13 protein-coding genes and 1 pseudogene are annotated in these 15583 nt (G+C 35.8%); 8 read left to right on the top strand and 6 right to left on the bottom strand.

Features of this window, described 5'->3' with window-relative positions; translation table 11 throughout:
* Positions 1-72: 72 nt before the first annotated feature.
* The 4 genes from MKX37_RS24880 (at position 73) to MKX37_RS24865 (ending at position 6443) form a co-directional block, all read left to right on the top strand.
* Entirely contained in the window at positions 73-1503 is a 1431-nt protein-coding gene (locus MKX37_RS24880) for an alanine/glycine:cation symporter family protein (protein ID WP_002167417.1), read from the top strand.
* Between the two features lie 332 nt (positions 1504-1835).
* Positions 1836-3278, top strand: a complete 1443-nt coding sequence (locus MKX37_RS24875; protein ID WP_033713841.1) for an alanine/glycine:cation symporter family protein — start codon at positions 1836-1838, stop codon at positions 3276-3278.
* 299 nt (positions 3279-3577) lie between these two features.
* Positions 3578-4759, top strand: a complete 1182-nt coding sequence (locus tag MKX37_RS24870; RefSeq protein ID WP_002089478.1) for a NupC/NupG family nucleoside CNT transporter — start codon at positions 3578-3580, stop codon at positions 4757-4759.
* 502 nt (positions 4760-5261) lie between these two features.
* Positions 5262-6443: a NupC/NupG family nucleoside CNT transporter gene (locus tag MKX37_RS24865; protein WP_000706851.1), complete on the top strand. Its 1182-nt coding sequence runs from the start codon at positions 5262-5264 to the stop codon at positions 6441-6443.
* Positions 6444-6497: 54 nt separating this feature from the next.
* On the opposite strand, the pseudogene MKX37_RS24860 reads toward MKX37_RS24865, so the two are convergent.
* The 3 genes and pseudogenes from MKX37_RS24860 to MKX37_RS24850 form a co-directional block, all read right to left on the bottom strand.
* Positions 6498-7668: pseudogene (locus tag MKX37_RS24860) on the bottom strand (DUF418 domain-containing protein).
* Between the two features lie 148 nt (positions 7669-7816).
* A complete protein-coding gene (locus tag MKX37_RS24855; protein WP_002015996.1) occupies positions 7817-8323 on the bottom strand; it encodes a ferritin in 507 nt (168 codons plus the stop codon).
* Between the two features lie 53 nt (positions 8324-8376).
* Positions 8377-8700, bottom strand: coding sequence for a MazG nucleotide pyrophosphohydrolase domain-containing protein (locus MKX37_RS24850; protein ID WP_002089472.1), 324 nt, complete (start codon positions 8698-8700; stop codon positions 8377-8379).
* Between the two features lie 73 nt (positions 8701-8773).
* On the opposite strand from MKX37_RS24850, the gene MKX37_RS24845 reads away from it, so the two are divergent.
* Both MKX37_RS24845 and MKX37_RS24840 read left to right on the top strand, forming a co-directional pair.
* Positions 8774-9352, top strand: coding sequence for an LOG family protein (locus MKX37_RS24845; RefSeq protein WP_033707925.1), 579 nt, complete (start codon positions 8774-8776; stop codon positions 9350-9352).
* A 367-nt stretch (positions 9353-9719) separates the two neighbouring features.
* Complete coding sequence (locus MKX37_RS24840) at positions 9720-10223, top strand: DinB family protein (RefSeq protein WP_000533787.1); 504 nt, start codon at positions 9720-9722, stop codon at positions 10221-10223.
* Between the two features lie 105 nt (positions 10224-10328).
* Here the strand turns inward: MKX37_RS24840 and MKX37_RS24835 are convergent, their stop codons facing one another.
* From MKX37_RS24835 to MKX37_RS24825, 3 genes are all read right to left on the bottom strand, one after another.
* A complete protein-coding gene (locus tag MKX37_RS24835) occupies positions 10329-10526 on the bottom strand; it encodes a hypothetical protein (RefSeq protein WP_000656312.1) in 198 nt (65 codons plus the stop codon).
* Positions 10527-11305: 779 nt separating this feature from the next.
* Complete coding sequence (locus MKX37_RS24830) at positions 11306-11746, bottom strand: Dps family protein (protein WP_002034654.1); 441 nt, start codon at positions 11744-11746, stop codon at positions 11306-11308.
* Between the two features lie 239 nt (positions 11747-11985).
* Positions 11986-13419, bottom strand: coding sequence for an alanine/glycine:cation symporter family protein (locus MKX37_RS24825; RefSeq protein ID WP_078422085.1), 1434 nt, complete (start codon positions 13417-13419; stop codon positions 11986-11988).
* Between the two features lie 409 nt (positions 13420-13828).
* Here MKX37_RS24825 and MKX37_RS24820 point away from each other — a divergent pair, with 409 nt between their 5' ends.
* Both MKX37_RS24820 and MKX37_RS24815 read left to right on the top strand, forming a co-directional pair.
* The gene (locus MKX37_RS24820) at positions 13829-14326 is read left to right on the top strand and encodes a cation:proton antiporter regulatory subunit (protein WP_001026068.1); all 498 of its coding nucleotides are present in this window, start codon (positions 13829-13831) and stop codon (positions 14324-14326) included.
* Positions 14327-15526: a cation:proton antiporter gene (locus MKX37_RS24815; RefSeq protein ID WP_002129832.1), complete on the top strand. Its 1200-nt coding sequence runs from the start codon at positions 14327-14329 to the stop codon at positions 15524-15526.
* Positions 15527-15583 lie beyond the last annotated feature (57 nt).

Below are 15583 nucleotides of genomic sequence, written 5' to 3'. Positions count from 1 at the left end.
GTCGAAAAATGTTGATTTTTAAATGTTTTTTAAATATAATTCGTTTTATGGAGAAAAGGAGGGGTTAATTGTATGGATATTTTAGAGCAATTTGTTTCATCAACGAATACAATTCTTTGGTCATATATTCTTATTGCAATGTTAATTGGTTTAGGTCTTTATTTTTCTATTAAATTGAAATTCGTACAAATTACTCATTTAGGGGAAATGGTTCGATTAATGAGTGATGGATTAACTGGAAAGACACGTAAAAAGGGAAGTGTATCGTCATTCCAAGCATTTTGTATGAGTTCAGCAGCTCGTATTGGTATCGGGAACTTAGCTGGTGTAGCGCTAGCTATTTCTATGGGAGGACCTGGAGCTGTATTTTGGATGTGGGTTATTGCGATTATTGGGGCGTCTTCAAGTTTCGTAGAAAGTACGCTTGCGCAAATTTATAAAATAAAAGATGGCAGTGGCTTCCGTGGTGGTCCTGCTTATTATATGGAAAAAGGTTTAAATAAACGTTGGATGGGAATTTGGTTCTCTATCCTTATTACAATTAGTTACGGTTTAATTTTCAACTCAGTACAAGCAAATACAGTGACATTAGCATTTAAAAATGCATTTGGTATTGAGCGTTATGTTGTAGGGATTGTGCTTGCGGTATTGGTTGCGGTTATTATTTTTGGTGGTGTGAAAAGTATTGCGCGTATGTCAGAAATGATTGTTCCGCCGATGGCAATTATTTATATTGCAGTAGCTGTGTTCGTTGTTATTAAAAATTATTATTTAATACCGGATATGTTTACAGAAATCTTTAAAGGTGCATTCGGTTTAGATTCAGCTGTAGGTGGCGGTATTGGTGCTGCAATGAAGTTTGGTATTCAGCGCGGATTATTTGCGAATGAAGCAGGTATGGGTAGTGCGCCAAACGCGGCTGCAACAGCTGATGTAACGCATCCAGCTAAACAAGGATTTATTCAAACAATTGGAGTATTAGTGGATACATTCTTAGTGTGTACATCAACAGCGTTTATCGTACTATGTTCTGGTGCGTATAAGGCAACAAATTTAGAAGGTATTGAATTAACGCAAGTCGCGCTAAGTTCACAAATCGGTTCGTGGGCAAGTAGCTTCTTAGCGATTATCATTTTCTTATTTGCTTTCAGCTCATTACTAGGAAACTATTATTATGGTGAAACGAATATTGAATTTATTAAACGAAGTAAAACTTGGTTAACGATTTATCGTATTGCGGTTGTAGGAATGGTACTATTCGGCTCTGTTGCGACGCTTCAAGTTGTATGGAATATGGCAGACTTATTTATGGGTCTAATGGTAATCACAAACTTAATTGCGATTACACTTCTTGGCCGATTTGCGTATGCTGCGTTGGCGGACTATGTGAAACAAAAGAAACAAGGAAAAGATCCGGTATTCAGTGCAGATTCTATTCCTGGTTTAACGAACACAGAGTGTTGGGATAAGCCGGCGGTAACAGATAAAGAAAAAGCAGTATAATAAAAAGGCGAGCATCGAGATGAATTCGATGCTCGCCTTTTTTGTTGTAGTAAATGATAAAAAGGGTGAGAGGTAATTATTAATATAATTTTTGTTTGTTCATTCCTCTCGTTATTTGTAGGGAACGTACTGTCTTAAAAGTATGACTGGTCGAATAGGATGAGTGATTGAGTATTGGATAAATGCACGTACTAGTTATATTTTCACGTAAAAAAACATGTATGTTAAGAACCTTCACGCATCCATGTAATGAAACCTAACATAAAGTTCTTGATTACTAAAAGTTTTTAGAATATAATTTTCTTATTGTCATGAAGAGGGGGAACGCAATGATGGATTTTTTAACTCAGGTTATTGGGGATATAAATAATGTTCTATGGTCATATATTATTATTGCAATGCTAATTGGACTTGGACTTTATTTTTCTTTCCGAGTAAAGTTTGTTCAAATACGTTACTTTGGAGAAATGATTCGCTTACTTGGGGATGGAGCGAGTTCAAAAACAAGAAAAGCGCAAAAAGAAAAAAGTGGTGTATCGTCATTCCAAGCATTTTGTATGAGTACAGCATCTCGTGTAGGAACTGGTAACTTAGCTGGTGTGGCAATTGCGATTTCAGCAGGAGGACCAGGAGCTGTATTTTGGATGTGGTTAATCGCGGTAATTGGAGGAGCTTCTGCATTTGTAGAGAGCACATTAGCGCAAATTTATAAAGTGAAAGATGGGAACGCATTCCGCGGTGGTCCAGCGTATTATATGGAAAAGGGTTTAAAGAAACGCTGGCTAGGAGTTGTCTTCTCTGTTCTAATAACAGTTAGTTTCGGATTAATTTTCAACGCCGTGCAGTCAAACACAGTAGCCGCGGCTTTTGATGGAGCATTTAACACAGATGGTAAGTTTGTAGGTCTGTTTATGGCTGGTTTACTTGCAATCATTATTTTTGGCGGGGTTAAGCGTATTGCACGTGCGGTTGAAATGATTGTTCCAGTAATGGCAATTATATATGTAGCAGTGGCATTATTCGTTGTTGTAACAAACATTACGGCAATTCCATATGTATTTAAAGAAATTTTCTTACATGCTTTCGGAATTAAAGAAGTAGTGGGCGGGGGATTAGGAGCTGCGATTTTACTAGGGGTAAAACGTGGATTATTCTCAAATGAAGCAGGTATGGGTAGTGCGCCAAACGCAGCTGCGACTGCAAACGTAACGCACCCAGTTAAACAAGGTTTCATTCAAACTTTAGGGGTATTTACAGATACATTATTAATTTGTAGTTGTACAGCATTTATCATTTTATTATCAGATGTGCCTGGAGCGGCTGATTTAAACGGAATTCAATTAACGCAACAAGCATTAAGTCAACATATCGGACCGTGGGCTTCTATATTTGTAGCAGTTGCAATCTTCTTGTTTGCATTTAGTTCATTAGTAGGTAACTACTACTATGGTGAAACAAATATTGAGTTTTTAAATGGAAGTAAAGTTTTACTAAATGTTTATCGAATCGCGGTACTTGGTATGGTTATGTTAGGTTCTGTAGCAACAATTCAAATTGTTTGGGACTTAGCAGATTTATTCATGGGTATCATGGCTATTATTAACTTAGTGGCGATTGTATTCCTTTCTAAGTATGCTTTCGCGGCATTATCAGATTACGTAAAACAAAAGAAACAAGGAAAAGATCCAGTCTTTTATGCGGAGTCTATTCCAGGTTTAAACAATACAGAGTGCTGGGATAAGCCAGCAGTAGCAGATAAAGAAAAAGCTGTATAATAAAAAGGAACGAGCATCAGAGAAATTTGATGCTCGTTTTTTTTATGGTGATAAACTAAAGGAAGAGGGAAAATACGAACATTAATGAGTGTTTTATAATAAAATGTATTTTTTTAAGAAAAGTGCGGATGTGAGTTATAATTTGTGTTAGAATGGAAAATGGCTTTGAGACAAGAGATTTTATGGTTTTTCATATCCGATTGAAGGTTTTGGAGGAGAAATGGAAAGTTCGGATTATTCCTTGTTTCGAGTAGTCAGACGTTCAACGTTAATGAAGAGTTAAATGGAGGATTTTATTAATGAAGTTTGTTATGTTTCTTGTAGGACTACTAGTTGTATTCGTACTCGGCTTTCTTATAAGTTCTGATCGTAAGAAAATCAAGTATAAACCAATCGCAATTATGCTTGTTATTCAGCTAGCGTTAACGTATTTCTTATTAAATACGCCAATTGGTTATATTTTAGTAAAAGGAATTTCAGATGGATTTGGAGCACTTCTTGGATATGCGGAATCTGGAATCGTTTTCGTATTTGGTGGTCTTGTTAATAAAGGAGAGGTTTCATTCTTCTTAACAGCTTTATTACCAATCGTATTCTTTGCAGTGTTAATCGGAATTCTGCAACACTTTAAAATTTTACCGATATTTATTCGTGCTATTGGTACTATGCTAAGTAAAGTAAATGGTTTAGGAAAATTAGAATCATATAATGCAGTAGCGGCCGCAATTGTTGGGCAAGCAGAAGTATTTATTACAGTAAAAGATCAATTAAGTAAAATCCCAAAACATCGTTTATATACACTATGTGCATCTTCCATGTCGACAGTATCGATGTCGATCGTTGGTTCTTATATGAAAATGATTGAACCAAAATATGTAGTAACAGCACTTGTATTAAATTTATTTAGTGGTTTCATTATTATTCATATTATTAATCCGTACGATATTACGGAAGAAGAAGATACACTGAAGTTAGAAAATAAGAAAAAACAGTCATTCTTTGAAATGTTAAGCGAATATATAATGCTTGGTTTCACGATTGCGATTACGGTAGCAGCAATGTTACTTGGTTTCGTAGCATTAATTACAGCAATCAATAGCTTGTTTGATTCAGTGTTCGGTATTACATTCCAAGCTATTTTAGGATATATTTTCTCTCCATTAGCATTCGTAATGGGTATCCCGCAAGCAGAAATGGTAACAGCGGGACAAATTATGGCAACAAAATTAGTATCAAACGAGTTTGTTGCGATGCTTGATCTAGGAAAAGTAGCTGGTGATTTATCAGCTCGTACAGTCGGTATTCTTTCTGTATTCCTTGTATCATTCGCGAACTTCTCATCTATCGGAATTATCGCAGGCGCAACGAAAGGGATCGATGAAAACCAATCAAACGTTGTTTCATCATTCGGATTACGACTTGTATACGGTGCGACATTAGTAAGTCTTTTATCCGCGATTATCGTTGGTGTTATGTTATAAAGTGAAACTTTAATCAGTGGGGGGCTTTATCCCCCGCTGATTATTAGCCTTCACCAATCGGGCTTTTACGGGCAGTTAATCACCCACCTAACTTCTTTGTTTTCGCTGAATTTTGAGGTGGGGGTCTTACTGCCCGTTAAAGCGGGGTAAAAAGGGAGGTCCTAGCTCATAGCTAGGGCTATTTTTTTATGGTAAATTTACATGAAAAAACCAATTATTTAGGAATATATTAACATATAAAAATATTTTAAAATTTATATTGCATTTCAATTAGTTAACGCTTACAATTTGATTTGTAGGTGGTATCAATTTCAGACTTTCAAGTATGGTAGGAGAGAAGAGGCTACCTTTTATAAATTGCAATTTATGTAAACGCTTACTGATTTTAGATAACAGTTGAATAATATTTAGGGGTTTTAAATTTTTTTAACATCAATGGTCAGACGTCATTCGTTATACGTTATACGACCAATAACTCGTGAGAGAAGTGGAGGATTCACATATGAAAATAGTAATGTTTCTAGTCGGTTTACTTGTAGTGTTTGTACTAGGTTTCCTTATAAGTTCAGATCGTAAGAAAATTAAATATAAGCCAATTGCACTTATGCTTGTAATTCAATTGGTACTTGCGTATTTCTTACTAAATACAAAGGTCGGATTTGTGTTAGTAAAAGGAATTGCAGATGGGTTTGGCGCTATTTTAAAATTTGCGGAAGCTGGGGTTAATTTCGTATTTGGTGGTTTAGCGAACGATGGACAAGCACCATTCTTCTTAACAGTATTATTACCAATTATTTTCTTAGCAGTACTAATCGGGATCTTACAACATATTAAAGTTTTACCGATTATCATTCGTGCAGTCGGTTTCGTATTAAGTAAAATTAACGGTTTAGGAAAACTTGAATCATATAACGCAGTAGCAGCTGCAATTGTTGGTCAAGGTGAAGTATTTATTACAGTAAAAGATCAACTAAGCAAATTACCGAAAAATCGTTTATACACACTTTGTGCATCATCAATGTCAACAGTATCAATGTCAATCGTCGGTTCTTATATGAAAATGATTGATCCGAAATATGTAGTAACAGCACTTGTACTAAACTTATTTAGTGGATTCATTATCGTTCATATCATTAATCCATATGACGTAAAAGAAGAAGACGATATTTTAGAATTACAAGAAGATAAGAAACAAACATTCTTTGAAATGTTAGGCGAATATATTATGCTTGGTTTCTCTATCGCTGTAACAGTAGCGGCGATGTTAATCGGTTTCGTAGCATTAATTACAGCAATTAACGGTGTATTCGATTCAATTTTCGGAATCACATTCCAAAGCATTTTAGGATACGTTTTCTCACCGTTAGCATTTGTAATGGGTATTCCAACATCAGAGATGCTAACAGCAGGACAAATTATGGCAACGAAATTAGTAACGAACGAATTCGTTGCAATGCTTGACCTTGGAAAAGTAGCTGGTGATTTATCAGCTCGTACAGTAGGTATTTTATCAATCTTCCTTGTATCATTTGCGAACTTCTCATCAATCGGAATTATCGCAGGTGCAACGAAGAGTATCGATGGCAAACAAGCAAACGTTGTATCTTCATTCGGATTAAAACTTGTATACGGTGCAACGTTAGTAAGTATATTATCAGCGATTATCGTTGGGGTTATGCTTTAATAAAAACAAACGAAGTCGTTTATCTCTCACTTCGGGGGATAAACGACTTTTTGTTTAACTTGCTTTATCCAAGTCCTTCTTAAACCGTGGTTTCTCTAAATAAGTTCCCAATCTCCACACATATTCCACAGGCCCCATTCGGTATTTCTGTAGCCAATAGGTACTAACGAATAATTGAATCGTATAAATTCCAATGGTTAAAAGAATACCGAAGAAATAGCCAATTTTACCGTATAAGCCAAATCCATATGCGTAAAAAATAGTTGTTGCGATAATAGATTGCGCTAAGTAATTACTAACCGACATTTTTCCCATGTTCGCCATGTATGTTAGTAAACGCGCTACCTTTTTGTAATGGAATAATAAAATAATCGTGCTTCCGTAAAAGAAGGTCATGGTTACTGGTAAGACTATCTTGTAACATAATTAAAATCGGATGCTTTACGAACATGGTTAAAATTTTGATTGTAAAAGAAAAAATACCAGTAATAAGCCAGATTTTTTTGACAGCAGGTATATGTTTATCAATCTCAAATAGCCATCCCTTTTTTCCTACGTACATGCCGAGTAAGAAGAGTGGAGACATAAAAATTAATGCGAAAATTGACAGGATAACTAATCCGAAGATACCGTTAATTCCCATGTAATCAAAAGGATTTTCAGTTAATCTAAAGTTGATATGATCCATATAGCTTCCAGTTTCATGAACTTTATGCTCTTTTTCAATATAAGGTGCGACATCATTGAATGTGTTTGATGTTGGTTCAGATTGATAAGATGCGAACATAATGAGTGCTAATAAAATGGATGCCCAAATGAGTAACGTTTTTGGTTTTCGATTGATGAACATCATTAAGAAAATCCCGACAATCCCGTAGGCAAATAAAATATCTCCCTCCCAAACAAAAGTGCCGTGAATGTAGCCTAGTAGTAAAAGAATGCTAATACGCCTTATATATGTAGGGAAAAACTTTTTTCCTTTTGCGATAATACTTTTTTGTAACAAAATAATGCTAAGCCCAAATAAAAAAGAGAATAGGGAAATAAAATTCTGTGTGCCGAAAAATTGAATAAACCAATTAGCACTTTCATCGAGTTTTCCGAAAATATAAGTGGGTTTTTCATTAGCGAATAACCCGAATTGAATTAATGTTATATTAACAAGTAAAATGCCAAATAAAGCGAAACCACGAATGGCGTCAACAAATTCTACACGTTGGTTCATTTTTTCTCTCCTCATATATTGTTTTATATTGAAAATAATACCATTTATTTACTGGTACTATGTCAAATACAAGGAAATTTAAGGTGATTTTAAGCTAGAGAGAAAATAAAAAAATCACCTTAATACATTCATTAAGGTGATTGAAATATTATTCAGCTGGTGGCGTAAATGTACGTTTCTCTAATTCAGCATCTAGCATAAATAATGCGTTTGAATCGCTTGTAATACGTTTTAATTTTTGGATGATGCTATCAAATGAAGCTTCTTCTTCTACTTGCTCGTCAACGAACCATTTTAAGAAGGTAATTGTTGCGTGTTCACGCTCATCCCAAGCGATATCAGATAAGTGATAAATGCGCTTCGTTACTTCACGCTCGTGCTCAAGTGCTACTTCAAAAGCATTCAATACAGACTCATATTCGTTATTAGGATGATCAAATCCAGTAATAATAGCGCGCTCGCCGCGGTCATTAATGTAGTTGTAAAGTTTCATTGCGTGGAAACGCTCTTCTTCAGCTTGTACAAGGAAAAAGTTAGCGAATCCATCGTAGCTTTCCGCTGTACAGTAAGCAGCCATTGCCATATAAGCGTGGGCAGAGTAAAATTCAAAATTCATTTGTTCATTTAGTGCGTCGTGCAATTTTTTAGATAACATAAAATCCCCCTTATTATTTTGACAAGAACATTATATCACAATTGATAATGTTCTCATTTAGATGTTTCGAATCTTTTTGAAAGCTTTGTAACGTGTGTTTCCATAATGTCTTGTAAATCCAAATCATATTTTTGTGAAAGAACAATAAGATTAGATAGTACATCACCAAGTTCTTCTTTTAGTTCTTGTTTTAGCTCTTCTTGTGTTTTCGTTTGTTCATCAGGGCGATCACGACCGATTTCAATTGCGCGAACAACGCGTGAAACTTCCCCAACTTCCTCAGTTAAGAAATTTAAGCGAATAAAGGAGTTGTACTGTGACCAGCTTCGTTTTTCGTAAAATTCCTCCACCCATCTTTGAAATGCGACGATATCCATTTCTTCCTCATCCCTTCAATATGTTGTACAATACTCATTGTATCATAACAATATATAGTTTCGGGGTGTAGGAATGAGAAAGATTTGTGTGTTTGCAGGTTCAAATTTAGGGGGAAGACCAGAATTTAAAGAGCAGGCAATAGAGTTAGGGAAAATGTTTGTTGAGAACGATTATGAGCTTGTATACGGCGGTTCATGCGTTGGATTAATGGGAGAAGTAGCAAACGAAGTTCTTCGTTTAGGTGGACGTGTAACAGGTGTTATGCCGCGTGGTTTATTCCGTGGTGAAATCGTTCATACAGGATTAACAGAATTAATTGAAGTAGAAACGATGCACGAACGTAAAGCAAAAATGGCAGAGCTTGCGGATGCTTTCATTGCATTACCAGGCGGATACGGAACATTTGAAGAGCTATTTGAAGTTGTATGTTGGTCACAAATTGGTATACATGATAAGCCAGTTGGTTTATTAAACATTAAAGACTTCTACGGACCAATTCTGCAAATGGTTGATCGCGCAGCTGAAGAAGGCTTTATGAACCCGTCGAATAAAGAGTTGATTGTTTCAGCTGAGACGGCAGCTAAATTAATTCATGAAATACAAAATTACGAGCGTCCTGTTTTGGGAACTAAGTGGAAGCAGTTATCATAGTACATTTTTATAGTGGATTTTGGAAACACATGTCTTTTTATCGCAAAAAGACATGTGTTTTTAATTTGGTTAAATATATTGATAGTGAGATGTGAAATCGTTCCAAGAGGGGAAGTAGATGGAGGTATGTTTTGCTGATTTAAAAAAGAACATCTGAATAAAAGGTGAGTAAGAAATTATTGAGTGATATAGAATTGTTCCGTTAAAGGGTCAGATTGTGGAAGATGGCGAATGTTTTTTATGAAGTTAATAGAGGTTTTTCTAATCGGAATCAGAATAAATTTTATAAATCTAATCCTTTGGGAATTTTTAAGCAGCTATGTATCATAATCTAATCAGTAAAATGAAAATTGGAGGAGAAATGAGCATGGGGCGTTCGGTATTAAAAATGTATAACTACCACTTATGGGCAAATGAAGTTATTTTAAATCGCTTAAAAGAACTACCGCAAGACATTTTCCATAAGGAAGTTAAGAGTGGTTTTTCTTCGGTGGCAAAAGTAATGTCTCACATATACCTCACAGATTTAGCCTGGCTTGAGATTATTTCTGGTAAAAGTATGAGTGATGCAATGGTACACACAGACCAATTGAAAGAACAGCTAGAAACAAAAAATATTGAGGAAATGGAAACTAGTTTTTATGAATTATCTAAACGATATAAAGAACTTTTAAGTAGTCAACAAGATTATGAAAAAGTGTTTGAGGTTGATAATCCGTATGCTGGGCTCCTGGATACGACGGTTTCTGAAACAATACTACACGTCGTCACCCACGGAGCATATCACCGTGGGAATATAGCCACAATGTTGCGGCAAATGGGGCATACCTCTGTTATGCAAGATTTTGGACTATTTCTATATTCAAAATGAATTCTTTTTATTTACCATAGAATATGGATTGTATGATGTTTTTGAGGACTGCTTTTATTAGTGGTTTAAGCTTAATTATGTATTAGAGAAAAAAGGCATTCCATATTATTTCGGAATGCCTTTATCATTTTGATTACTTTGTTTTTTATACAGGTACCAGCCACCCCAACCGCCACCAATAGCTACAACAACGAGGAAAGCATAGTCTTTAACCTCGACACGTATATTGAAAATATTAGCTATAAGTAAGAGAATCCCAACTGTTATTAACGCAAAAAATGCTCTAATTAAGTAGTCTTTCAACTGAACCACTCCCGTCATTTAAGTAGTAAATGATGAACTTGGACAAGCTTTTTGGATCTAATTACTAAAGGGTGTTTCCTATATTTTAACATAAAAGAGATTGTAATATATTGATAAAAGTAGTGGAGGGGAGTGCTATTATTGTCGTGATTTGTTGGTAAAGCGATATTCTTTGTCGAAACGTTGATATATCGTGAGTTGCGATCGATATAATTTTATGTATTATCAAGTGCGACCAATCAATAGAAAAAAGCGACTCTGAACGAGCCGCTTCCGCTTTAAGTGGTATCCAGCTCCAGCGGCTAGAATCTCCGGTCATTTCGCTCTCTCGCTCGAAGCAAAAAGCGCTTCAAGGTCGAGAGCTCCAATGTCCTGCGATTCTGAGCGAGCCGCTTCCGCTTTTAGTTGATATCCAGCTCCAGCGGCTAGAATGTTCGGTGGCTTCGCTTTTTTCTGCGAGGCAAAGAGCGCCTCTACGTCAAAAGCTCCATCCCCCTCACATTCTGAGCGAGCCGCTTCCGCTTTTAATGATATCCAGCTCCAGCGGCTAGAATCTCCGGTCATTTCGCTCTCTCGCTCGAAGCAAAAAGCGCTTCAAGGTCGAGAGCTCCAATGTCCTGCGATTCTGAACGAGCCACCTCCGCTTTAAGTGGTATCCAGCTCCGGTGGCTAGCTCTTCGTGTCTAAGAACCTTCCACATAAGAAGGCAAAAAGCGCCTTCTATGTGAAAGAACCTTAGCCAGTCAGAGCTGAACGAGCCACCGGAGCTTTTAAATATATTATTGATTCAAGAATGCACGTAGCATCCAAGCGTGTTTTTCTAGTTCTGTGTAGATGCCTAGCAATAGGTCAGATGTCATTTCGTCGTCAGATTCTTGAGCGATTACCATGCCTTTTTTCAGTTCAGTTAGCATCATTTCGTAGTCTTTCATGATTGCTTCGACCATCCCTTCTGCAGTTTCTCCGTAAGCTGCTTCTTGAATAGAAGATAGTTCTAAGTATTCTTTCATTGTTGCTACTGGTTTGCCGCCAATTGCTAAAATGCGTTCTGCGATTTCATCGATGTGAGTAGCTGATTCTGTGTAAAGCTCTTCAAATTTTTCATGTAGTGTGAAGAATTGAGGTCCTTTTACGTACCAATGGAAGTTGTGTAGTTTTGTAAATAAAACGCTCCAGTTTGCTACTTGTTTGTTTAATGCTTCGATTACTTGTGTATTCATTATGATCAATCTCCTCTTGAGTTATTATTTTATATGAATTACTAATTTATAATTATTATAATCTAGTAATTTGTATAAATCAACCCTTTTGCTGGAATTAATTTGAACAAATTATGAACGGTTGTAAATAAAAAATCCCTATTACTATGAAGTAATAGGGATTTTTTATTATATAGCTCCAGCGGCTAGAATATTCGGTGGCTTCGCTTTTTCCTGCGAGCCTCTTCCGCTTTTAGTTGTTATCCAACTTGTTTCTTCTCTTCTAAATCTTCCCCATCCCAACACTCTGTATTCTTTAAGCCAGGGATAGAACTTGCAATGAAAACAGGATCTTTTCCTTGTTTCTTTTGTTTAATATAGTCTACTAATGCTGCGTAGGCGAACTTGCTAAGGAATGAGATGGCAATTAAGTTTGTAAATACCATTAGTCCCATAAAGAAATCAGCTAAACTCCAAACCGTTTGAAGGGCAGCGATAGATCCGAAGAACACCATTCCGACAACTGCAACACGATAAATCAGTAACCATGTTTTGCTTTCTTTAATGAATGCGATATTTGTTTCACCATAATAGTAGTTTCCTAGTAAAGAACTGAAAGCGAATAGGAAAATAATAATCGCTAAGAAAGTGCTTGCCCACGGTCCAATTTGTGAACTTAATGCTTGTTGTGTTAATTCAATACCTTCTAAATTCGATCCTTTGTAAAGTCCAGAACATAATACGATAAACGCTGTTGATGTACATACTAAGAATGTATCTACGAAAACACCTAATGCTTGAACAAGTCCTTGTTTTACAGGGTGAGATACATCTGATGTTGCTGCTGCATTAGGAGAGCTACCCATACCTGCTTCTGTCGCGAATAAACCGCGCTGAATTCCGAATTTGATTGCTGCTCCAATACCACCAGCGATAGCTTGGTCTAAACCAAATGCGCTGTTAAATATTTCTGTAAAAATGCTTGGTAACATAGTGAAGTTGTTAATTACGACAAAAACAGCTACGCCGATATAAATGATTGCCATTGGAGGAACAATCATTTCTGTAATACGTGAAATGCTCTTGATACCACCAAAAATAATAACTGCAACTAATAAAGCTAATAGAGCTCCTACGATCGTTCGCTCTAGTCCAAAAGCATTTTCAAATGCTATTGTTACCGTGTTTGCTTGTACAGAATTGAAAATTAATCCGTACGCAACTGTAATAAGAAGTGAAAACCAAACACCCATCCAGCGTTTGTTTAACCCTTTTTCCATGTAATACGCTGGTCCACCACGGAATCTGCTTCCATCTTTTACTTTATAAATTTGCGCGAGCGTACATTCTACGAAACTAGTAGCTGCTCCAAGGATAGCGATAAACCACATCCAAAATATTGCGCCAGGTCCACCCATTGAAATGGCTAATGCTACACCAGCTAAGTTTCCGATACCGATACGTGCCGCTGCACTTAAGCAAAATGCTTGGAATGGAGAGATGCTATCTTTCTTTTTTTCTTTTCGATTAAATCCTTTACTAATTAAACTGACCATCTCACGGAAATGAGTAATTTGGACAAATTTTAATTTGAAAGAGAAATAAAGACCGAAGCCGATTAACATTGCAATAAGAATATATGACCATAAAATATTATTCGTTACCTCAAGGAATCTGCTAAAGATATCAACCATATAATACACTTCCTTTTTTTCATAATAAGAAAATTATATGCAAAAAATATACCAGAATCAATTTTTCTAAAAAATCATGTTACTTAAACGTGCTTTGTGTTATGATTATGTTACATCGTAATATTTTTAGAATTATTTACATTTTAAAAAACTAAATTTAAAGCGAAAAAGAGGGGATAATTTGAAAGAAGAATCTTTATTGAAAGTAAGTCTTAAGAGTTTGAAAATAAGAAGTAATTTATTTTTTATCATTACATCTTTAAGTATCTTTTTAGGAGCCACTTATTATTACAATAAAAGATTTCCAAGTCATAGGTATCCTGAATGGTTAGAATTTCTAAAATTGATTGGATGAACAAAAGACAGAAAAACAGAAAATTAAAATAAAGAAGTTATGGAGGAGCTAAATATGAATATTAGAGAAAGTGAACTTCCGGGTATTGGTTATAAATTTCAAATCGTTACGAAAGGTAACGAAAAGATGGTGATCGTCATTCATGATGATGGGCGTAGAGAAATGTATCATTTTGATTCAGATCATGAAGAAAGCATCTCAAGTATTTCATTACGTGACTCAGAGGCGAGACAAATTGCAGCAATATTAGGTGGAATGGTATACAAACCTAGAGCATTAGAAAATGTTGAGATGGTCTTTGAAGGTTTAGCAATTGAGTGGTTTAAAGTGGAGAATGCAGCTCCGGCAATCGGAAAAACAATTGGCGACCTTGAAATAAGAAAAACATATAGCGTAACGATAATTGCAGTTATGAAAAAGAATATGAAAAAGCTATTTAATCCAGGTCCAGACACGGTGATTGAAGAAGGAGATATGCTTGTAGTTTCTGGTGAGAGAGAAGAAATTAAAAAGATTATTAATGAATTACTTTCGAATAGGGGGACTGACTAGATGGATACTTTAATTTTTGAAGTTGGTACAGCTTTAGTTTTAGTAGCAATTGCGGCGGTAATCGCTGGAAAGTTTAAATTCTCAGTAATTCCTTTTCTAATTGTTCTTGGCATGTTAGTAGGGCCGCACGCGCCGACAATAGGTGTTATCGATCTCAAATTTATTGAAAGTGCAAGTGTGATATCCTTCCTTGGAAGGATTGGTGTTCTGTTCCTTCTTTTCTATCTGGGATTAGAGTTTTCGATGAAAAAACTAATTAAATCTGGACGTTCTATCGCGATTGGCGGAACAATCTATATTTTGATTAACTTTTCACTAGGATTATTATACGGATTTATAATGGGATTCCCGTTACTCGAAATCTTAATTATTGCGGGTATTATTACGATTTCTTCTAGTGCTATCGTTGCAAAGGTATTAGTTGATTTAAGAAGAACTGGTAATAATGAAACCGAATTAATTTTAGGAATTATTATGTTTGAAGATATATTCCTTGCTGTATATTTATCAGTAGTTTCTGGCTTAGTTCTTGGGGATCACGCTTCCTTCTTAGGTGCCCTTACGTCAATTGGAATTGCTTTAGGATATATGCTTCTATTCTTTATTGTGGCTAGAAAAGCAACGCCGTTATTAAATAGATTGCTCAATATTAGTTCAGATGAAATTTTTATTATTGTAGTATTTGCTTCGTTGTTCTTTATTGCAGGTTTTTCAGAAACAATTCACGTTGCAGAAGCAATCGGGGCACTTCTTTTAGGGTTAGTTTTCTCTGAGACAGAGCATAGTGATCGAATTGAACATCTTGTTGTTCCATTTAGAGACTTCTTCGGAGCTATCTTCTTCTTCAGTTTCGGATTAAGTATCGATCCGTTTTCATTGGGCGGAGCAATATGGTTAACGTTAGGTGCTGTACTTCTGACGATAATCGGAAACTTTGTAGCAGGGATGATTGCAGGAAGACAAGCTGGATTATCTCATAAAGCATCAACAAATATTGGATTAACAATCGTTTCAAGGGGAGAATTCTCAATCATTATGGCTAATATCGGTATCGCGGGTGGGTTAATGTCGGTATTGAAACCATTCTCAGCACTATACGTGCTTATACTATCGATCTTAGGTCCACTTCTGACGAAAGAGTCAAAGAATGTATATAAATTTTTAAATAAAATCTTTAAGTGGGATACGAAGACTAGATAAATTTTGAAAAAATAAAAGTACAAGATATTTACTGCTTGTACTTTTATTTTTTGCAAT

Origin of the sequence: Bacillus sp. FSL R5-0709, assembly GCF_038004785.1 — a bacterium.
GTDB classification, from domain to species: Bacteria; Bacillota; Bacilli; order Bacillales; family Bacillaceae_G; genus Bacillus_A; species Bacillus_A mycoides.
This window is presented reverse-complemented; position numbering and strand designations above follow the sequence as displayed.